The sequence below is a fragment of the Pseudomonas sp. genome (assembly GCF_026224925.1).
Classification (GTDB): domain Bacteria; phylum Pseudomonadota; class Gammaproteobacteria; order Pseudomonadales; family Pseudomonadaceae; genus Aquipseudomonas.
In genome coordinates this window covers 1-20,464 of the sequence record NZ_JAMFRV010000525.1, presented here as the reverse complement: position 1 = coordinate 20,464, position 20,464 = coordinate 1, and the positions used below count along the sequence as shown (strand labels likewise).

At 57.0% G+C, this 20,464-nt stretch carries 22 protein-coding genes; 13 read left to right on the top strand and 9 right to left on the bottom strand.

The genetic code is table 11. The features are described from left to right. From M0974_RS22245 to M0974_RS22225, 5 genes are all read right to left on the bottom strand, one after another. The coding region (locus M0974_RS22245; RefSeq protein ID WP_297841813.1) for an FAD-dependent oxidoreductase at positions 1–330 on the bottom strand (330 nt) is incomplete at its 3' end. Then, positions 330–1,247, bottom strand: a complete 918-nt coding sequence (folD, locus tag M0974_RS22240; RefSeq protein ID WP_297841810.1) for a bifunctional methylenetetrahydrofolate dehydrogenase/methenyltetrahydrofolate cyclohydrolase FolD — start codon at positions 1,245–1,247, stop codon at positions 330–332. The genes folD and M0974_RS22245, both read right to left, overlap by 1 nt. Further along, positions 1,244–2,110 (bottom strand): formyltetrahydrofolate deformylase, encoded by an 867-nt coding sequence (gene purU / locus M0974_RS22235; protein ID WP_297841808.1) that lies wholly within the window; start codon positions 2,108–2,110, stop codon positions 1,244–1,246. Before purU ends, folD begins: the two co-directional genes overlap by 4 nt. A gap of 207 nt (positions 2,111–2,317) precedes the next feature. After that, complete coding sequence (locus M0974_RS22230) at positions 2,318–3,532, bottom strand: type II toxin-antitoxin system HipA family toxin (RefSeq protein ID WP_297841806.1); 1,215 nt, start codon at positions 3,530–3,532, stop codon at positions 2,318–2,320. Positions 3,533–3,941: 409 nt separating this feature from the next. Beyond that, on the bottom strand, positions 3,942–4,538 hold the full coding sequence (locus M0974_RS22225; protein WP_297841818.1) for a helix-turn-helix domain-containing protein: 597 nt from the start codon (positions 4,536–4,538) through the stop codon (positions 3,942–3,944). 379 nt (positions 4,539–4,917) lie between these two features. Between M0974_RS22225 and glnT the strand changes: the two genes are divergently transcribed. The 4 genes from glnT (at position 4,918) to M0974_RS22205 (ending at position 9,258) form a co-directional block, all read left to right on the top strand. After that, entirely contained in the window at positions 4,918–6,252 is a 1,335-nt protein-coding gene (gene glnT / locus M0974_RS22220) for a type III glutamate--ammonia ligase (RefSeq protein ID WP_297841816.1), read from the top strand. 72 nt (positions 6,253–6,324) lie between these two features. Next, the gene (locus M0974_RS22215) at positions 6,325–7,230 is read left to right on the top strand and encodes a glutamine amidotransferase family protein (protein WP_297841804.1); all 906 of its coding nucleotides are present in this window, start codon (positions 6,325–6,327) and stop codon (positions 7,228–7,230) included. Between the two features lie 10 nt (positions 7,231–7,240). Then, entirely contained in the window at positions 7,241–7,924 is a 684-nt protein-coding gene (locus tag M0974_RS22210) for a protein glxC (RefSeq protein ID WP_297841803.1), read from the top strand. 11 nt (positions 7,925–7,935) lie between these two features. Then, entirely contained in the window at positions 7,936–9,258 is a 1,323-nt protein-coding gene (locus M0974_RS22205; RefSeq protein WP_297841800.1) for an FMN-binding glutamate synthase family protein, read from the top strand. A 148-nt stretch (positions 9,259–9,406) separates the two neighbouring features. Here the strand turns inward: M0974_RS22205 and M0974_RS22200 are convergent, their stop codons facing one another. Both M0974_RS22200 and M0974_RS22195 read right to left on the bottom strand, forming a co-directional pair. Further along, positions 9,407–10,060, bottom strand: a complete 654-nt coding sequence (locus M0974_RS22200) for an HD domain-containing protein (RefSeq protein WP_297841797.1) — start codon at positions 10,058–10,060, stop codon at positions 9,407–9,409. A 41-nt stretch (positions 10,061–10,101) separates the two neighbouring features. Continuing rightward, complete coding sequence (locus M0974_RS22195; protein WP_297841794.1) at positions 10,102–10,974, bottom strand: LysR family transcriptional regulator; 873 nt, start codon at positions 10,972–10,974, stop codon at positions 10,102–10,104. Between the two features lie 112 nt (positions 10,975–11,086). Here M0974_RS22195 and M0974_RS22190 point away from each other — a divergent pair, with 112 nt between their 5' ends. From M0974_RS22190 to M0974_RS22175, 4 genes are all read left to right on the top strand, one after another. Then, the gene (locus M0974_RS22190; protein WP_297841791.1) at positions 11,087–12,259 is read left to right on the top strand and encodes a mandelate racemase/muconate lactonizing enzyme family protein; all 1,173 of its coding nucleotides are present in this window, start codon (positions 11,087–11,089) and stop codon (positions 12,257–12,259) included. Between the two features lie 114 nt (positions 12,260–12,373). Next, positions 12,374–13,705, top strand: coding sequence for a C4-dicarboxylate transporter DctA (dctA, locus tag M0974_RS22185; RefSeq protein WP_297841789.1), 1,332 nt, complete (start codon positions 12,374–12,376; stop codon positions 13,703–13,705). 165 nt (positions 13,706–13,870) lie between these two features. After that, positions 13,871–14,197 carry an SPOR domain-containing protein gene (locus tag M0974_RS22180; RefSeq protein WP_297841786.1) on the top strand — a complete coding sequence of 109 codons (327 nt, stop codon included), beginning with the start codon at positions 13,871–13,873 and terminating at the stop codon, positions 14,195–14,197. Positions 14,198–14,316: 119 nt separating this feature from the next. After that, complete coding sequence (locus tag M0974_RS22175) at positions 14,317–14,811, top strand: hypothetical protein (RefSeq protein WP_297841783.1); 495 nt, start codon at positions 14,317–14,319, stop codon at positions 14,809–14,811. Positions 14,812–14,879: 68 nt separating this feature from the next. On the opposite strand, the gene M0974_RS22170 is transcribed toward M0974_RS22175, so the two are convergent. Continuing rightward, positions 14,880–15,200, bottom strand: a complete 321-nt coding sequence (locus M0974_RS22170; protein ID WP_297841780.1) for a YqjD family protein — start codon at positions 15,198–15,200, stop codon at positions 14,880–14,882. Between the two features lie 164 nt (positions 15,201–15,364). Here M0974_RS22170 and M0974_RS22165 point away from each other — a divergent pair, with 164 nt between their 5' ends. Continuing rightward, the gene (locus M0974_RS22165; RefSeq protein WP_297841775.1) at positions 15,365–15,619 is read left to right on the top strand and encodes a hypothetical protein; all 255 of its coding nucleotides are present in this window, start codon (positions 15,365–15,367) and stop codon (positions 15,617–15,619) included. A gap of 12 nt (positions 15,620–15,631) precedes the next feature. On the opposite strand, the gene M0974_RS22160 is transcribed toward M0974_RS22165, so the two are convergent. After that, positions 15,632–16,108, bottom strand: coding sequence for an LEA type 2 family protein (locus M0974_RS22160; RefSeq protein ID WP_297841772.1), 477 nt, complete (start codon positions 16,106–16,108; stop codon positions 15,632–15,634). Positions 16,109–16,308: 200 nt separating this feature from the next. On the opposite strand from M0974_RS22160, the gene M0974_RS22155 reads away from it, so the two are divergent. The 4 genes from M0974_RS22155 to M0974_RS22140 form a co-directional block, all read left to right on the top strand. Continuing rightward, positions 16,309–17,319, top strand: a complete 1,011-nt coding sequence (locus tag M0974_RS22155) for an AraC family transcriptional regulator (protein WP_297841770.1) — start codon at positions 16,309–16,311, stop codon at positions 17,317–17,319. Between the two features lie 306 nt (positions 17,320–17,625). Beyond that, positions 17,626–18,393, top strand: a complete 768-nt coding sequence (locus M0974_RS22150; RefSeq protein ID WP_297841766.1) for an SDR family NAD(P)-dependent oxidoreductase — start codon at positions 17,626–17,628, stop codon at positions 18,391–18,393. A 41-nt stretch (positions 18,394–18,434) separates the two neighbouring features. Beyond that, on the top strand, positions 18,435–19,625 hold the full coding sequence (locus M0974_RS22145) for an acetyl-CoA C-acyltransferase (RefSeq protein WP_297841763.1): 1,191 nt from the start codon (positions 18,435–18,437) through the stop codon (positions 19,623–19,625). A 22-nt stretch (positions 19,626–19,647) separates the two neighbouring features. Continuing rightward, a partial coding sequence (locus M0974_RS22140; protein WP_297841760.1) for an acyl-CoA dehydrogenase family protein occupies positions 19,648–20,464 on the top strand: 817 nt, incomplete at its 3' end.

Genomic DNA, 20,464 nt, shown 5'->3' with positions numbered 1-20,464 from the left:
ATACATGATGTTGAAGTCGAATTCGTTGGACAGGTCTTTGAATAACTTCACCGACTCGCTGTAGAACTTCACGCCTTCACTGGTCAGGTAGTTGGAGCGGATCACCGCGGTATTACGCGCGGTGTTACCGCCGCCGAGGTAGGACTTTTCCAGCACCGCCACATTAGTAATGCCGTGGTACTTGGCCAGGTAATAAGCAATGGCCACGCCGTGCCCGCCGCCGCCAATGATCACCACGTCATAGGACGACTTCAGCTCTTTAGGCGGCGGCAGGTCCATCTCAGCCGTGTATTCGGAGGACAAACCGTACTTCAAAAGATTGAATGGCATCACGCCTCCTGGGTTGAGGTTGGAAGAAGTGAAAGGGCGGCGTGCTTGAGTTGTAAGTGGGTGGCAATCACGGTGTTCTTCAGCAAATAGGCAATGGTCATCGGCCCGACCCCGCCCGGTACTGGGGTGATGGCGCTGGCAACGGTGCGAGCACTGGCGTAATCGACGTCGCCGACCAGGCGGCTGCCTTGATCGGTTTCAATACGGTTGATGCCCACATCAATCACCACTGCGCCCGGTTTCAGCCAGTCGGCATCGATCATCTGCGGCTTGCCAACGGCGACGACAACGATGTCGGCCAGGCGACACAAGGCCTTTGCATCAACGCTGCGCGAATGCACCACGCTGACCGAGCAATGGGCGTGCAGGAGCAACGTCGCCATGGGTTTTCCAACGATATTCGAGCGGCCGATCACCACCGCGTGCAGCCCGCTGATGTCGCCGCACGTGTCGAGCAACAAGCGCATACAACCGCTTGGCGTACACGGCGTCAGTACGTCGTGGCCTTGAACCAAACCGCCGACGTTTTCCCGGTGAAAGCCGTCGACATCCTTGATCGGATCAATCGCCTGAATCACCGCGCCTTCATCGATATGCGCAGGCACCGGCAATTGCACGAGGATGCCATTAACGCTTGGGTCGGTGTTCAGTTCAGCGATCACTGCCAGCAGTTGCGCCTGGCTGGTGGTGTCCGGCAAGCGTCGCTCCAGTGAACGAATGCCGGCTTCTTTGGCGCGCAGTATCTTATTGCGCACATAGACGTGGCTGGCCGGGTCTTCCCCCACCAGCACCACGGCCAATGTTGGGGTAACGCCTTGCTGCGCCAGTTCGCGCACGTCAGCGGCAACTTCACTAAGCACTTGCGCGGCGATGGCTTTGCCGTCTATGTCACGCGCTAATCGGGCAGAAGTGTTCATCGGAAAATCACCGTCTTTTCGCGGTTGATGAATACCCGGTGCTGCAGGTGATATTTGACCGCTTTCGACAGCGCGACCGTTTCCGTATCGCGGCCGATGCTCACCAGATCGTCGGCTTTGTAGGCATGATCGACGCGCTGCACTTCCTGCTCAATGATCGGACCTTCGTCCAGGTCTGAGGTGACGTAATGCGCCGTCGCCCCGATCAATTTCACCCCGCGCTGGTGCGCCTGATGGTACGGCTTGGCACCTTTGAAGCCCGGGAGAAACGAGTGGTGAATGTTTATTGCGCGGCCGGAAAGCTGCTTGCACAGGTCATCGGAGAGAATCTGCATGTAGCGCGCCAACACCACCAGCTCTGTCTCGGTTTCATCGATGATCTTCAGCAGTGCGGCTTCTTGCTGAGCTTTCGTGTCCTTGGTGACCGGCAAGTAGATAAACCGGATGCCTTCGCGCTCGGCCATGTGCCGCAGCTCCAGGTGGTTGGAGACAATGGCGGTAATCTGCATGTCCATCTCGCCCTTGTGGTGGCGATACAGCAAGTCAGTCAGACAGTGATCGAACTTACTGACCATGATCAGCACACGCATGGGCTTGGCCACCGCGTGCAGTTGCCAGTCCATGTTCAAGCCGTTGGCTACTTCATTGAAGCCTAGGCGCAGGGCATCAATATCGCCCTCGACCCCACTGTTGAAACGAAACACCGCCCGCATGAAAAACTGCCCGGTTTCCTCGTCATCGAACTGCGCCAGCTCGCTGATGTAGCAGCGGTTATCCGCCAGGAACGAAGTCACGGCTGCGACAATGCCCGACGTAGCGGGACAGCTGATCTTGAAAATGAAGTGGTCCGGATCGATGCTCATTACGGGTCCTCGCGGGAAACATGTGCGCTGGGTGTTCATGGGTGGAACTAAAATTCAGCGATGAATTAAATTTCCCATCACGAATAAAATATTCCTGTGGCGCTTTTTATAGGTGAAATAAAAAACCACGTCCAGCGTTGTTTTGGATTTTTTGCGAGGAGGAGGGGGGCGGGGATCGGCGGTAGGGTTAGTTTAGCGGTTTCCTGACTAGGCATTCATTCGAGCTGAACCGATGGCTGAGAGGGCGATTGTCAATTCGGTTGGCTTAAGGGTGCGTTCATAATGCGCTCGCAACTCAGCTTCCCAGCCGATTACTTCAGACAGGATTACTGCCGCTTGATCGGCGTTTAACGCAAAGTGCCCGCAATGACTCAACAGGTTGGTGCGGTTTATAACGCGGCCTTGGCGGCCCACGGCCATCGATAGACCAGGCGGCGGCGAGCCGTCAAGTCCCGGCACCACGTCGTACATAGGTGCCAGTCGCCAGCCGGCGTTAAGCCAAAGGACTGCGTGGTTCTTCGGATGGTCGTCATCGTTGCCCACCAAGGCGTTGAAGCACATCCGTTTGAAAAATTCGTGGAGGTCTCTCTCCGGTACCGCGCGCCGTTTCATTTCATCGGCCACGGCTGCGTACGCCCAAGCGCTGCGGTCATTGGTGTGCCATTCCGCGTCGAGTAAGGTTAAGGCGCTTAACATCGGTATACGTTTGGTGTGATCAGCGGGTTGACTGCGATCAAAGCGCTGAACCAATAAGGTGGAGGGCGACTCGGCATACAAAGCCGTAAGCGCAACGTTCAAGCCTTTGGCAGCGGCGAACGTCATGCAGGCGTGCTCTAGAGCAGGGATATCGCACTGATCATATCGATCACGAGGCTTAACCAGAATCATAACGCCTTGGTCAATGAGCGTGCGCTTTGGGCGGGCGCCGCCGAGGGAGGACCGCTGACGACGCAGCTTTAAGGTCTGAATAGCCTCTTCGTTTAGTTGATTGTCGAAAATTGCCTCAGTAGCCTGGATAAACGGCGCGAGACCTTTGAGTGTTGGTAGCTGTTCTTGGCCTACACCCGCCGGAGGATGACGGGTATGACCCGCCATCAGGTTACCTGCTCGATCGTTGTTCGGTGATTTCAGCAGAAAATCAATCGGCCCCAATTTTTGCCGATGGATGTCCTTGAGGACCCGTTCACCCCAGCCGTCTGGCATCGAGTCATGGATAAAGCCGGGAATTCCTTTGTTTTTACTGATAGGACCGAATGTCTCGCTGCGTAGTGGATAACGAATAGGGTCCGGTACCCACCCACCGTTGGCAACGTAGTCAGGATCGTAGGTGAACTCTCCTTTCCCATTGACCACGATCAGCCGGCCTAACGTAATGATTTCGGCGGTTTCAGGGTGCTCCATGTAGATGTACGCCCTGGACATCAGAATTCATCACTCTTTGGTTTGATAAGGCGAACCCGCTGGGATCCGTGGGGATCGTTGGCTTGAAGTTGCGACGACGATTCAACGTCGGTCAAATTCTGAAATACCGCTTGGGTAAGCCCAAGATGCCAGAGCACCAACATGAAGGAGCGGAGTTCGACAATGGGATCGCCCCCTTCGATTTTGCGAACGGTCTGCTCGGAAATTGACAGTGATAGGGCAAGATCTTTCTGTCGCAGCTTGGACTGTAGGCGCTTACTTTTGACCATAAGCCCTATTCTATAAAGGCTTTCGGCACATTCAAGGGGGAAGAATCGCTTCATAAACAGCCTTTTGGCATAGCTAAAGTAACTTAAGCCGCACTATAGCACGCCTAATAATTATCAAAAGCCAACAAGTCAGGTGAGTATTACGTCTCTTCCCCATAATTCATGATCGACAGCAGGTGAATCGGCACCTTCACCAATTGCTCAGGACCGTGCGGTACTTCGCCGTCGAAGGTCAGGCTATCCCCAGCTTTCATGTGATAAAGCTGATTGCCATGGCGGTAAACAATCTCGCCTTTCAGAAGATGCAGAAACTCGGTGCCGGGATGGGAGAACGTCGGGAATTCTTCGCTGGCGTCGTCCATGGTCACCATATACGCCTCGAAGGTCTTTTTCGGGCCACGGGTATGGTTGAGCAGGTGATAGGTGTGGCCCTTCTCTGTGCCGCGACGCACCACCTGCATCCCTTCACCTTTACGAACATGCAACGCGCCACTGCCTTGCTGGTCGTACTGGCTGAACAGTTTCGACATGGGCATGCCGAGGGCGTCGCACAGGCGGCTTAGGGTGTCGAGGCTAGTAGACACCTGGGCGTTTTCGATCTTGCTGAGCATGCCCTGACTGATGCCCGCCAACTGCGCGACATCAGCGATTTTCAATTCTTGCAATTGACGTTGCCGCTTGATCTGCATGCCCAGGTACTGCTCAAGCCTCAAGCGTGGCTCAGCCTCGGTGGAAATCACTCTGCTCATGCTTCATTTCCGTTCATGAATATAAAATTCGCACCATGAATGTGCGAGGTGCCGTCAATTCTGTCCGCGAAATCAAGTGCCTGGACGCCCACAGCATGTCCCAAGTTTTCTCCAAGTGACACCTTTTTGATCAAAAAATCCTTTGAAGCCCAATGTTTTAGAGGCTTTGGCGCATGGGCAGGATATTTTAAAACCAAATCTGGCAAGGCATTTGCATTCTCAAAAGGAAATTAACTTTCTTGATATGAATATATGGTTCGGCTTAAGATCTCGCTCAGGATGGATTCTACACCTGAGCAATTGTTAAAGAGCGCTGCCGACCTCGAATCATATCCCGTTGTTTTGCCTTGCTCGAGGAGTCCACGTGATGTTGCCACCAGAAACACAACGAATCATCGATGAGCACAAAATCAAATATGTACTGGCTCAGTTCGTGGATATCCACGGATCGGCTAAAACCAAGTCAGTACCGATTTCCGGCTTGCAAACTGTGATCGACAGTGGCGCCGGGTTCGCAGGTTTTGCCATCTGTGGCATGGGCATGGAACCCCACGGTCCAGACTTCATGGCCAAGGGCGATTTGAGCACGTTAACCGCCGTGCCCTGGCAGCCAGGCTACGGTCGTATTGTGTGTGTCGGTCACGTCAATAATGAACCCCACCCATACGATTCGCGCTTTGTGCTGATGCAGCAGGTAGAACGCCTGAAGGCCCGCGGCTGGACCCTCAATACCGGCTTGGAACCTGAATTCAACCTGATGCGCCGTGATGCCGAAGGCAAGCTGCAACTGGTCGACGCCAGCGATAATCTCGACAAGCCTTGCTACGACTATAAGGGCCTGTCGCGCTCCCGGCAGTTTCTCGAAAACCTCACCGAAGCGCTGCAGAAAGTCGACTTTGATATCTACCAAATCGACCACGAAGACGCTAACGGCCAATTCGAGATCAATTACACCTACAGCGACGCGCTGACGTCCGCTGACCGTTTCACCTTCTTTCGCATGGCGGCAGGCGAAGTTGCCAACGACCTCGGCATGATCTGCTCGTTCATGCCCAAGCCGGACCCGAAACGTGCGGGCAATGGCATGCACTTCCACTTGTCGATTGCCGACGCCATCAACAAAAACCTGTTCCACGACGCCAGCGACCCGAGCGGCATGGGCCTGTCGAAAATGGCTTACCACTTCGCCGCAGGCTTGCTGGCTCACGGTCCGGCGCTGTGTGCGTTTGCTGCACCGACGGTTAACTCCTACAAACGGTTGGTGGTTGGCCGCTCTCTGTCCGGTTCGACCTGGGCGCCGGCGTTTGTTGCCTATGGCTCCAACAACCGCTCGGCAATGGTTCGCGTGCCGTATGGCCGCCTCGAATTCCGCCTGCCAGATGCTGGCTGCAACCCTTACCTGGTCAGCGCCGCGATCATCGCCGCTGGGCTCGATGGCATTGACCGCAAGCTCGAAGCCGGTGCGCCGTGCAACGAAAACTTGTACGGCATGAGCATGGAAGAGATCGCCGCACGCGGCATCGCAACCTTGCCGCAGAGCCTTAAAGAAGCCTGTGACGCGCTGGAAGCTGACCCATTGTTCCGCGACACCATGGGTAAGGAAATCGTCAGCGAATTTATTGAGCTCAAACGCATGGAATGGGTCGAGTACAGCCGCCATGTCTCCGATTGGGAGATCAAGCGCTACACCGAGTTTTTCTAAGCCGAACTGATCACCATCGATTTGTATCGACCCGTTCTGAATGAGGGAGGGGCTGCCCAGTAGGAGAAATGTATGTGCGGAATCGTAGGTCTGTACCTGAAAAATCCGGCGCTGGAATCCCAGCTCGGCAAGCTGTTTGAACCGATGTTGCTGGCCATGACCGACCGTGGTCCAGACAGTGCCGGGTTTGCCATCTACGGCGATGAAGTGGCCGATGGTTCAGTCAAGCTGACCCTGCAAAGCACCGTGGATGGTTTTGATTTTAAGGCGTTGATGAGTGCGCTGGAAAGCCGAGTGGGTCAGCCGCTTGACTGGTTTCAGAATGCCAGCGCTGTTGTATTGAAAACCACGGCTAAAGAGTCTGATCTGCGCACCGCGCTGGCCGAACTCGCGCCGGGCGTGCGGATCATGAGCGCCGGTCAGAGCATCGAGATTCTCAAAGGCATGGGCTTGCCGAAAGCCATTTCTGAACGTTTCAACCTCAAGGGCATGAAGGGCAGCCACATCATTGGCCACACCCGCATGGCCACTGAAAGCGCGGTGACCATGGAAGGCAGCCACCCGTTCTCCACCGGAGCCGACTTGTGCCTGGTGCATAACGGATCGCTGTCCAACCACTTCCGTCTGCGTCAGGAACTGAAACGCGAAGGCATTGAGTTTCAGACTGAAAACGACACCGAAGTCGCCGCCGGTTACCTGGCCTGGCGCCTGCAGCAAGGCGACTCGCTGAAACAAGCCCTGGATAATTCGCTGGAAAACCTCGACGGCTTTTTCACCTTCGCCATCGGCACCCGTAATGGTTTCGCGGTGATCCGTGATCCGATTGCGTGCAAACCGGCGATTTTGGCCGAGACCGATGACTACGTGGCCATGGCTTCCGAATATCAGGCGCTGTCGAGCCTGCCAGGCATCGAAAACGCCAAGGTCTGGGAACCAGCACCTTCCACCATGTACATCTGGGAACGCCAAAGCGCCTGAGGAGCACCGTATGAAAGCTATCGATTTATCTGTCAGTGCAGTACGCGAGCTCAACCAGGGGTTGCACGACCAGGCCAAACAATTGACCGAGGCCGAATGGGTGGTCACCCACTCCAACGGCGCGCATAACATTGCGGTGGGCGTCGACCAAGCGTTGTTCATCGATATTCAGGGCCATGCCGGTTATTACTGCGCGGGCATGAACAAAAAAGCCCACATCACGGTGCATGGCAACGTCGGCACCGGTGTGGCGGAAAACATGATGTCCGGTTCCGTGCGGGTCAAAGGCAGCGCCTCCCAAGCCGCCGGCGCCACTGCCCACGGCGGATTGTTGGTGATCGAAGGCGATGCAGGCGCCCGCTGCGGAATCTCCATGAAAGGCATCGATATCGTGGTCGGCGGCAGCATTGGCCACATGAGCTGCTTCATGGGGCAGGCCGGGCGTTTAGTGGTGTGCGGTGATGCCGGCGACGCATTGGGGGATTCACTGTACGAAACGCGGATCTACGTGCAAGGCAGCGTGCAGTCGTTGGGTTCGGACTGCATCGAGAAAGAAATGCGTGATGAGCACCTGAGTGAACTGAAAGAGCTTCTGGATCAAGCAGGCTTTGCCGCCGACCCGAAAGCTTTCAAGCGCTATGGCTCGGCCCGTCAGCTGTACAACTTCAAAGTCGATAACGCTTCCGCGTATTAAGGAGTTTTTCCATGAGCGACAAACCTACTCCGGTCCTGCGCGAATCCGCGACCTTCGACCGCCTGACTATTCAAGAAATTCAGCGCGCTGCTGAAACGGGTATTTACGACATTCGCGGCGGCGGCACCAAGCGCAAGCTGCCGCATTTCGATGACTTGTTGCTGTTGGGCGCCAGCGTCTCCCGCTACCCGCTGGAAGGCTACCGCGAAAAGTGCGGCACCGACGTTATCCTCGGCAACCGTTTCGCGAAAAAGCCGTTGCACCTGAAGATTCCAGTGACCATCGCTGGCATGAGCTTTGGTGCGTTATCGGCCAATGCCAAAGAGGCCTTGGGCCGTGGCGCAACCATCGCCGGCACCAGCACCACTACCGGTGATGGCGGCATGACCCCGGAAGAGCGCGGCCAGTCCGAGCATCTGGTCTATCAGTACTTGCCGTCGCGCTACGGCATGAACCCGGATGACCTGCGCAAAGCCGACGCGATTGAAATCGTATTGGGGCAGGGCGCCAAACCGGGCGGTGGCGGCATGTTGTTGGGCATGAAAGTGACCGAGCGCGTGGCGGGCATGCGTACGCTTCCGGTCGGTGTCGATCAGCGCAGCGCCTGCCGTCACCCGGACTGGACCGGGCCGGACGATTTGGCGATCAAGATTGCCGAGATCCGTGAAATCACCGATTGGGAAAAACCGATCTACGTCAAAATCGGGGCTAGCCGTCCGTACTACGACGTCAAGCTGGCGGTTAAAGCCGGTGCCGATGTCATCGTCCTCGACGGTATGCAAGGCGGTACCGCTGCGACTCAGGAAGTGTTCATCGAGCATGTGGGCCTGCCGATCCTGTGTGCTATTCCACAAGCCGTTCAGGCGTTGCAGGAAATGGGCATGCACCGCAAGGTTCAACTGATCGTATCAGGCGGTATTCGTAACGGTGCTGACGTGGCTAAAGCCATGGCGTTGGGTGCGGATGCAGTAGCCATCGGCACTGCGGCGCTGATTGCCCTGGGCGATAACCACCCACGTCTCGACGAAGAACTGAAGAAGTTGGGTTCCGCAGCGGGTTTCTATGACGACTGGCAGAACGGTCGCGACCCGGCGGGGATCACCACTCAAGATCCGGAGTTGTCCAAACGTCTTGATCCCGTGGAAGGCGGTCGTCACTTGGCCAACTACTTGCGCGTACTTGTTTTGGAAGCGCAGACCATGGCCCGTGCATGCGGCAAATCGCACTTGCACAACCTTGATCCCGAGGATTTGGTGGCGTTGACCGTCGAAGCCGCCGCCATGGCCCGTGTGCCATTGGCCGGTACTACATGGATTCCGGGCCAGCAGTATTAAGTGCTGATGCAATCAAATAACGCGGCCCTGAGTGGCCGCGTTTTTTTGCTAGTACGGCCACCACCAAGATAGACAGACTCTTCATCTGTAGGGGCCAAACTGTTGGCGATGCGAGCGACGCGGCGTATCTGGATTAACGTCTCGCCAATCAATCAGCCCCAGTCTCATCCATAAACTCATCCAGAAAACGCTTCAACCGCGCATGCCTCACCCCGGCAATCCGCGCGCCTGCCTTGGTCTGAAATCCATCAGCCAAGTGCAACAACTTGGTATGGAAATGATCGAGAGCAAAACTCTTTTCATCCAGTTCGCGATGCTGGGCGGCGGGGTCGGTCGCGTCGTACATGGCGCTGCCCATACGCCCAGCGGTGTAAAAACAGCGGGCCACGCCGAGCATGCCGATGGCGTCCAGGCGGTCGGCGTCCTGGACGACTTTCGCCTCCAGCGTAGTCGGAGTAATAGCCGCCGAGAAACTATGGGCTTCCACGGCATGTGCCACGGCATCGATTCTGTCTTGCGGCCAATCCAACCCTTTCAATAAAGAGGATGCTTTTTCGGCCGCCAATCGAGAGGCGCTGGACCTTAATGGCGAGTTCTTCTCAACCGACACGCAGTCGTGCAGCAAGGTCGCTGCCAACAACACTTCAAGGTCGCCGCCTTCGTCACGATGGATCGCCCGCACGTTAGCCCAAACACGATACAGGTGAGAAATGTCATGGGAACCGTCTGACTGGCTTTGGCCCGCTTGAGTCAACAAGGTATCGGCCAACGGTTGGAAAGGAGAGAAGGGCGCAGCGGTCATTGATGACTCCAGTCAGTGAAAAAAGTAGCCACTCAGACGCTCTAAAGCCTCGCCCAAAAATCCTCAGCGAAATCGCTTAATGCGGCGTTCGGCCGGAACAGTCGAATTTCCACGGGAATATCCCAGCGCTCATCCAGGGCCCGCACCAGCTTGCCGTTGGCGATCTCTGGCTCAGCTAATGTGCGCGGTAACCAGGCAATGCCTTTACCTTGCAATGCCATGGACAACAACACCGCCGCCAAGTGCGAGCTAAAGACGGTGTTCAACCAAGGTGGAGACTGCTCACCCTGTAACCGTGCGCCGACAATTCGACCCAAACCAGACTCAGCGGTATAGGCCAAATGCTCCAGCGGGCCATTGTCTTCACTGAAAATTGCAACGTCGCGGGCTCGCAGCGGAATCAGCACATCACTGCCTACCGCCTTGGAATGAAACTGATCGGCGGCAAAGCGTGGCGGAACGTCGGGGTGCTGATGGCATAACAAAAACTGCGCTTCGCCATGCAGCAGCATCTGCTCGCAGACCATCATGCTGTCCGACAGCAGGCGAATGGCTTCTATCGGGGCGCCGCGCTCAATGCCCCTTATCCAGCCGGGAAAGAAGGTAAACGACAGCGAATGGGTAGCGGCGAAGTGCAAGGTGCGCACTTGTTTTCCCGCTACTTCCCGCGCATCCAGACGCATCTGATACAGGCGCCGAGTCATTTCCTGGGCACTGGCCAGCATATGTTTGCCAGCCTCGGTCAAGGCCGCGCCTTGGGTGGTGCGCTCAAACAAATCGACTCCGACCCAGTTTTCCAGCGCGCGAATTCGCCGGCTAAACGCCGGTTGTGTCACGTGTCGCAACTCCGCAGCTCGGGAAAAATTCCCACTGTCCGCGAGCGCGTTGAAATCTTCCAGCCACACCAGTTCCATCGCAATGCCGTTCCTGCATGAAGTGCGGTGTTTTTAGCATTGGCCGCGCCTTAACGTCCAGTTCTAGAGTGGCGACCTGCTTGAACATAATCACTAAGAGAGGACTCACCCCATGCGTATCGTGGACATTCGCGAGAAGACGGTTTCCATCGCATCCCCTATTGCCAACGCCTACATCGACTTTTCAAAAATGACCTGCTCGGTCGTCGCGGTGGTGACGGATGTCATCCGCGATGGCAAGCCCGTAATCGGTTATGGTTTCAACTCCAATGGTCGTTACGGGCAAGGCGCGCTGATGCGTGACCGTTTTCTGGCTCGTGTGCTCGAAGCTGACCCTGAAAGCCTGATCGACAAAGAACACAACAACCTTGACCCGTTTGCCATCTGGAAAGCCCTGATGACCAATGAGAAACCGGGCGGCCATGGTGAGCGCTCGGTCGCCGTTGGTACCATCGACATGGCGGTGTGGGACGCGGTAGCCAAAATCGAAGGCAAACCGTTGTACCGCGTGCTGGCTGACCGTTATCGCGGCGGCGTGGCCGATGAAAAAGTCTGGGTGTATGCGGCGGGCGGCTATTACTACCCCGGCAAAGACCAGACCAAGCTGCAGGCGGAAATGCGCAGCTACCTGGACCGCGGATATGACGTGGTAAAAATGAAAATTGGTGCCGTGTCGCTGGACGAAGACCTGCGCCGCATCGAAGCCGTGCTGGAAGTGGTCGGTGATGGCAAGCGCCTGGCCGTCGATGCCAACGGCCGTTTCGACTTGAAAACCGCCGTGGCCTACGCCGAAGCGATCAAACCGTACAACCTGTTCTGGTACGAAGAGGCGGGCGATCCGCTGGATTACGCCTTGCAAGCCGAGCTGGCGAATCATTACGACTTGCCAATGGCCACCGGTGAAAACCTGTTCTCCCACCAAGACGCACGGAACTTGCTGCGTCACGGCGGCATGCGTCCAGACCGCGACTTCCTGCAATTCGACTGCGCACTGTCCTACGGCCTGGTGGAATACCTGCGCACCCTGGAAGTCATGGAAGAGATGGGTTGGTCGTCGCGTCGCGTCGTACCTCATGGTGGCCACCAGATGTCACTGAACATCGCCGCCGGCCTGCACTTGGGCGGTAACGAGTCCTACCCTGATGTGTTCCAGCCATTCGGTGGTTTCGCCGACGGTATTCGCGTCGAAAACGGTTACGTAGGTCTGCCAGATATCCCGGGTGTGGGTTTCGAGGCCAAAGCTGCGCTGTACGAAGTGATGCGTGAGTTGGGCGAACGCGCCTGATAGCGCCACGCTCCTGATGTTTGCGGCTCGAACCTGCCTTCAGGGGCGAGCCGCACTGCTTTCCCGGAAGGCTCGATGCTTCCTCATATAACTATAATAGTGAGGTACACCCCCGTGGATACTGCTCCTACCCGCTGGTACGGCCAACTTTACATCCAAGTGCTGATAGGCATCGTGATTGGTGGCGCTATCGGCTTCTTTGTTCCTGACATCGGCGCCAAGCTGCAACCCCTGGCCGATGGCTTCATCAAACTGATCAAAATGCTCTTGGCGCCGATTATTTTCGGCACAGTCGTGGTCGGTATCGCCAAAATGGGCAGCGTTAAAGAAGTAGGACGTATTGGCGCTAAAGCGCTGATCTACTTTGAAGTCTTGTCGACACTGGCCTTGATCATCGGTCTGGTGGTGGTCAATGTGCTCAAGCCTGGCGTTGGTATGAACGTCGACATCAGTACCATCAACGGCAGCGCTATCACCAGCTATACCCAGGCTGCAGCTGCGCAAGGCGGCATCATTGAGTTCTTTCTTAACATCATCCCGTCGACCTTATTTGATGCGTTCGCCAAAGGCGCGATGCTTCAGGTGATCCTGGTGTCGGTACTGATGGGCGTCGCCTTGGTGCAACTGGGCGAAACCGGTAAGCCGCTGGTATCGGTCATCGACATGCTGCTGCAGTGCCTGTTCCGCATCGTCGCGATGGTTATGCGTCTAGCGCCGTTGGGCGCGGGTGCGGGCATGGCGTTCACCATCGGCAAGTACGGGATCGGCACGCTGCTGTCGTTGGGCCAATTGTTGATCGCCCTATACGTCACCACGCTGATCTTCATCGTGGTTATCCTCGGCACCGTGGCGCGCTGGTCAGGTTTACCGCTGTTGCAGTTTTTGCGTTACTTCAAAGACGAGATCCTGGTAACGCTGGGCACCTGTTCTACCGAGGCCGTGTTGCCGCGCATGATGGTCAAGCTGGAAGCCCTGGGCTGTGAAAAGTCAGTCGTTGGTCTGGTTCTGCCCACCGGTTACACCTTCAACTCTGACGGCACCTGCATCTATCTGACCATGGCTGCGATTTTCGTCGCGCAAGCCACCAACACCCCGTTAAGCCTGATGGATCAGATGGTGGTGCTCGGCGTCTTGTTACTGACCTCTAAAGGGTCGGCGGGTGTAGCAGGTGCAGGGTTCGTCACCCTGGCGGCGACGCTATCGGTGATACACGCCATTCCGTTAGTTGGCTTGGTGCTGTTGTTGGGCGTTGACCGCTTCCTCAATGAAGCGCGTGCGGTGACCAATCTGATCGGCAATGGCATCGGCACCATCGCGATTGCCAAGTGGGATGGTTCTTTCGATCTGGCCAAGGCCAAACGGGCGCTTCAAGCGATGAACGACAACACGTTGGAGTCGGTTATCAGTGATACAAAAACTACACCGCTCGCCGAAAAAGCCATCTAAACGGTATCGGTGCAGTGCACAACTGCACCGATCGTCGCCATCCGATGACTGCCCTGCAGCTTATTGCGCTGCTTAATCACCCAAGTACAAGCCGCTGTTCCGATCGCACATGGTGTGGCCCCGGGAGTGGTAAACTCCCGCCACTTCACACGCGAGGGAAAGATTGTGCGCGCATTGCTCATGGCGGTTGCGGTTTTGATGTTGGCGGGTTGTGGCGAGGGCGCTGCAGACAAGCCTGCTAAGGTGCAAGCGCCTGCTGTGGCGCAGGTCTCTACGCCCCAGTGGGACGTTTTGGTTGACGACCCCAAGGCCGTCAGTGACTTGACTGACAGGCTGATCGAACACGGTTTCCCTTCTTTTGTCGCCGTGCGCGACGGTAAAGAGCGGGTGTTACTCGGCCCTTTCAATACCAAGGCCGCGGCAGAAGAAAAAAAAGCGCAACTCGCGCTGAAGATGAGTTACCAGTCTTCGGTGGTCGATCACGTGCTCTAAGCGTGTCATCGAGCGGCGCTCATTAGTCTGACAAATTCAGTTGCAGCACGACACGTATGGATAGGTGTGTTATCACCTGCGCCTTATGCCTTATTAAGCAAGCGACTGCGGAGCGATTTATGGACGAAGTACAACGGTTGGGCGAGTTGCTGAGCGCCAATCAACGCAACGAAGAGCATAAACATCAGCAGTTCCATACTGATCTGGCGCGTTGGGAATCGAGTATTCTCAGCCTGTACAATCAGATAGAAGGCTGGATGGCACCGCTGAAAAGCAGTGGGCAGATTCTGTTTGAATACGAGCCGCATCAGGCGCAAGGCAAGGGCTATCCGGACGAGAACTCACCGTTCCGCACGCAGCGCCTGACGTTGTCGTTTGCTGCGCGCCAGGTGGCTTTCATACCCGATGCGATGGGCGCCAAGGGCTTGATTTCGATTTCGGTGACCGGTCTGAGCATGAACGCTCAGGAGCTAATCTCGCTCACGCTTGCAACCGAAGGTGGCGAGTGGCAGATGGCGCGCCGTATCGGAACGAAAGAGCAGGCCGCTCAATCGTTCACCGCTGACCTTTTTGCCCGTCAGCTGCAAACATTGGTGCCTCAGCATCCAGCCTGAGCAATGCCAATTGGCTCATTCATGGCTCAGCCAGGCGGTGTGGCCAGCACACCGCCTTAGCGAATGACTTACGAGCGACGACCCAGCAGCAGGCCGATCACCAGGCCAAATCCGGCAGACACCGCAACGGTCTGCCATGGGTGGCCGCCGATGTAGGTTTCTGTCGCATCGACAGCCGGCTTGGTACGTTCGCGAACGCTGGACACTGAATCCAACGCCAGTTTGAGCTTTTTGCTCAACTGATCACGCAGCGATGCCGCATCGTCACCCACCAGCGCGGCGCTGTCGTTGAGCAACTTGTCTGATTCTTCGATCAGCGCCTGCAACTCACTGAATGCTTGGTCCTTGATCTGATCTGCAGCGTTTTGAGCGGCGGTTTTACGGGCCATGATTTCTTCCTTTCAGTTAATTACGACAGTGAGCAATGGAGCCCCGGCGAGCGGAAAAGTTGCAGGGTTTTTTGCTTTCGTGAGCCAAGTCGGCGAACAATGTCACCTCGGAAAGTTCTTATGGCAGTGTAAGATACAGTCGTTTTCAGCACAGGTGATTTCCTATGAGCTTTAACCTGGCCAACCGGCCTATCGCCGAGCGCGCAGCGCTTGAAGATGAAAAATCCCGATTGTTTGACCTTTGGCAGAGCAATTTGGGCAAAGCTAAAAGCGATGCTGCCCGGCTGATGGGCGAGCGTTCCAAGCGCAAAGGCAAATGGTCTGAATGGGTACGTTCGGAGCTGGACCTCATGTCCCCGCCGGAATACGCCAACATGGTGCGCAGCGAAGTGAATCGTCTGGTCGCAGCGACCAAGTAAAGTGATTCAGCATCACCAACTGCCGTCGGCACGTGGCAGGCTTAGGGTGCCGCTGTCACTGAAGCGCATGGTGCCAAACACACCACCCGCCAGCTTGCCATGCAGCACGTAGGGCATGCTATCGATGCCTTCACTTTGGCTCAGGCCCACTGCCTGGCGCAGTGCTGCGAATGCTGAAACTGTCACCGGTACCACCAGCACTGCCTCGGAGAAGCGTCCGATGGTGCCGCTTTGGTCGCTGACCCCGGACGCCAGCAGCTTGCCGTTGACGTCTAGGTCCAGGGCGACCCCGGAATAGGTGATAGCGGTCTCGTTGGGATTCTGAAGACGTAGTTTCACAGCAAAGCGTACCTCCATTCCTTGACCTGGCAGCGGTTCGACGCCTACCACGTTGATGTTCAGCGGGTCGTGGTTAGGCAGCAGTGCGCAGGCACTCAGGGCTACGATTAAAAGTGAAGTCAGAAGGGCGCGGATCAGGCGTAGCGGCATCGGTGTCGCTCCATTGAGCAGAATAAATGGCCAGGTCGTTGAACCCGGCCTTTTAAGCGTAGCGGGTCCCTTGTGCGACCCTCATAGAGAGCAGAGGTTCGTTTCCTGCAGCGGGACTGGCTTTTTACCCCTCGCGTCCTAAGATGGCCGCCTGTATTTCAAACAATCAGAAGATGCGCGCAGCAGGGCAACCCTCTCTCATGGCGGAAAAAGACACGATCTCTATGCAAATGGTGCGCGAAGCGCTGTTGCAATGCTGCGCACCAGGCGTGGCTACCGATGAGGTGTTAAGCAAGGTGGGGATTGCGCCACAGTTCATGGCCCAAGCCGACGCGCGGGTTCCGGCCACGGCCTATGCGCGCTTGTGGCGGCTATTGGCACGTCGGCTGGACGATGAATTTTTCGGCATGGACCCACGGAAGTTGCGCTCGGGAAGTTTGGCGTTTCTGTGCCGCTCGTCCATGGCGCAATTAACGGTGTCGGCCGGGCTTGAGTCGGGGTTGAGCTTCTTGTCGCTGATGCTTGAAAGCATGCAGGCGAGTGTAATCCGTCAACACACCTTGGCCGAAATAGTCCTGGAAGAGCGCGATGAGCTTCCCCGTCGAGCATTCACGTATTTCACCTATTGGATGATTGTCCACGGCGTGGCGTGTTGGTTGGCTGGACGGCGAATCCCGATACTGGCCGTAGAGCTGCGCTGTGCCAAGCCGGACTTTTGCGAAGACTACAGCGTGATGTTTTCGGATAATCTGCGCTTCGACCGGCCACGCACCCGGATGATCTTTGCCGCTGATTACCTGGACCTGCCGATCAAGCGCAGCGCCGAGGAGTTGAACCGTTTCCTCAGCCGAGCGCCGGGCAATATTCTGGTGAAGTACCGCGACCCGGACAGCTTGGCCCGACGTATCAAAAACCAATTGCGAACGCTTCCAGCGCAGCGTTGGCCAGAGACCGAGGCGCTGGCAAAAGCCTGGCACATGTCGGCCTCGACCCTGCGTCGGCGTTTGGCCGACGAAGGCCAAACCTACCAAGTCCTCAAAGACAGCGTGCGCAAAGAGCTGGCGATCATCTGGTTGGCCGACCCCGACATCAGCTTCGCCGACATCGCCGCCCGATTGGGGTTTGCCGATACCAGCTCATTCTACAAAGCCTTCCGTAAATGGTCAGGGTCCAATCCGGGGCACTACCGGAGCTTGATAATAGGGGCATGAATGTAACGAAGGCAACGCTGCCGTCTGTCTGGTACACCGCTGCGTCTGCTTCCCGAACAAGTTCGGTCAAGGTTCTCGGCATGGCGCAGAAATTGGGGCATTTCAGAGATTTGGTGGGAGCGAACTTGTTCGCGAAGGCCGCACCTCGGTCTGTCTGATGTGCCGGATATCGTCGGAGGTGCGCATTACCATTGGCCAAACCAGTCATCCAACTTGAACGCTTTGACCATTGCCCGCGCTTGATCAGAAGCCGACTATTTCGTTATTCCAGCTCCTTATTAAAAATAACGAAAAAAAGGTATTTTCATGCAAATCGAAGGCAAGGTTTTTCTGGTCAGCGGCGGCGCTTCAGGTCTGGGTGCGGCCACTGCGCAGATGCTGGTAAGCGCAGGCGCAAAGGTCATGTTGGTGGATATAAACGAGCCGGCAGTGGCCGCCGAGGCGCAAAAGCTTGGCCCACTTGCGCGTTATGCGGTGGCGGATGTTAGTCAAGAGTCTGCCGCTCAGGCCGCTGTCGATGCCGCTGTATCGGCCTTCGGCGCACTGCACGGCCTAGTGAACTGCGCGGGCGTGGTTGGGGCCGAGAAGATTCTCGGCAAAAACGGCCCGCACGCCTTGGACAGCTTCAGCCGAGTGATCAACATCAACCTGATCGGCAGCTTCAACCTCCTGCGCCTGGCCGCAGCCGCCATCGCTGAAACCGAAGCGGGTGAAGGCGGTGAGCGTGGCGTTATCATCAATACCGCCTCGGTAGCGGCCTATGACGGTCAAATCGGCCAGGCGGCCTACGCCGCATCCAAGGGCGCGATTGTCAGCATGACCTTGCCCGCAGCACGTGAACTGGCGCGGTTTGGCATACGGGTGATGACCATCGCCCCCGGCATCTTCGAAACGCCAATGATGGCCGGCATGACCGAGCAAGTGCGTGAGTCGTTGGCCGCTGGCGTGCCGTTCCCACACCGTTTGGGCAAGCCACAAGAGTACGCTGCACTGGTCAGGCATATCATTGAAAACAGCATGCTCAACGGCGAGGTGATCCGTCTCGATGGCGCCTTGCGTATGGCCGCCAAGTAACTGGCCGTCTAGCTGCCTGAGTAAAGAAGAGGACCGCAACCATGTCTATTCAAGATCCAATTGTCATCGTCAGTGCCGTGCGTACCCCAATGGGTGGTTTTCAGGGTGAACTGAGCAGCTTGACCGCGCCGCAACTGGGCGCGGCAGCAATTCGTGCCGCCGTGGAGCGTGCAGGTGTCGCTGCGCAGGATATCGACGAAGTAGTGTTCGGTTGTGTGCTGTCAGCGGGGCTGGGTCAAGCGCCCGCTCGGCAAGCGGCATTGGGTGCTGGGTTGAACACGTCGACCCTGTGCACCACGGTGAACAAAATGTGTGGGTCCGGCATGCAGGCGACGATCTTTGCCCATGACCTGTTACTCGCCGGCAGCGCGCGGGTGGCGGTGTCGGGCGGGATGGAAAGCATGTCCAACGCGCCGTATCTATTGGACCGAGCCCGTAGCGGCTATCGGATGGGCCACGGTCGAGTTATTGATCACATGTTTCTCGACGGCCTCGAAGACGCCTACGATAAGGGCCGCTTGATGGGCACTTACGCAGAAGATTGCGCCGAGGCCAACGGGATTAGTCGGCAAGCGCAAGATGCCTATACCGTGGAGTCTCTGACGCGCGCCCAGCAGGCCATCAGCAATGGCCGTTTCGCCGCCGAAATTGTTCCGCTGCAGGTGACGGTCGGCAAAGAGCAGCGGTTGATCAGCAATGACGAACAACCGCCAAAAGCCCGTCTTGAGAAAATTCCGACCCTGAAGCCAGCGTTTCGCGACGGAGGGACTGTGACGGCGGCCAACTCCAGCTCAATCTCCGATGGCGCTGCGGCACTCCTGCTGATGCGTCGATCCGAAGCCGAGCGCCGCGGGCTCGTGCCGTTGGCGGTGATACATGGTCACGCAGCCTTTGCAGACGAACCTGGGTTGTTTCCGACAGCCCCCATCGGCGCGATCAAAAAGCTGATGAGCAAGGTCGAGTGGTCGCTGGAAGACGTCGACCTGTTTGAAGTCAACGAAGCGTTCGCCGTGGTGGCGCTGGTCACCATGAGCACGCTGGACATCCCCCACAGCAAACTGAATATTCACGGCGGTGCCTGTGCACTCGGCCATCCGATTGGTGCTTCAGGCGCAAGGATTCTGGTCACGCTGTTGTCCGCATTGCGCCAAAGCGGTCTAAAGCGAGGCGTTGCGGCGGTGTGCATTGGCGGCGGTGAAGCGACTGCCGTTGCGGTTGAATGCCTGTACTGAAGCGTTAATCAAGGAAACGGTCATGCTCCCCACAGAAGAACAACAACAGATTAGCGACGCCGCCCGGCAGTTTTCCCAGGAGCGACTCCGGCCGTTCGCGGCGCAATGGGACCGCGATCACGCGTTTCCGCGCCAGGCCATTAATGAGATGGCCGAGCTGGGCTTTTTCGGCATGCTCGTTCCCGAGCAATGGGGTGGTTGTGACACCGGCTACCTCGCTTACGCCATGGCCCTGGAAGAAATCGCCGCAGGCGATGGCGCCTGCTCCACCATCATGAGCGTGCACAACTCGGTGGGTTGCGTGCCTATCCTAAGGTTCGGCACCGACCAACAGAAGCAACGCTTTCTCCAGCCATTGGCCAGCGGCGAGATGCTCGGCGCCTTTGCCTTGACCGAGGCCCAAGCCGGCTCTGATGCCAGCAACCTGCGCACGCGAGCGCAGCTGCACGGCGATCATTACGTACTCAACGGTAGTAAACAGTTCATTACGTCCGGGAAAAACGCCGGTGTGGTGATCGTATTCGCCGTGACCGATCCCGCCGCCGGCAAGCGCGGCATCACAGCGTTTATCGTGCCTACTGACTCACCCGGTTACACCGTCGCCAAGGTTGAGGAAAAGCTGGGTCAGCACGCCTCTGATACGTGCGAGATTCTCTTCCAAGACGTCAAAGTCCCGGTTGATCAGCGCCTGGGAGCCGAGGGTGAAGGCTATAAGATTGCTTTGGCCAACCTCGAAGGCGGACGGGTTGGCATCGCTGCACAAGCGATTGGCATGGCCCGCGCTGCGTTTGAAGTCGCACGCGATTACGCCAAGGAACGGACCAGCTTCGGCAGATCGT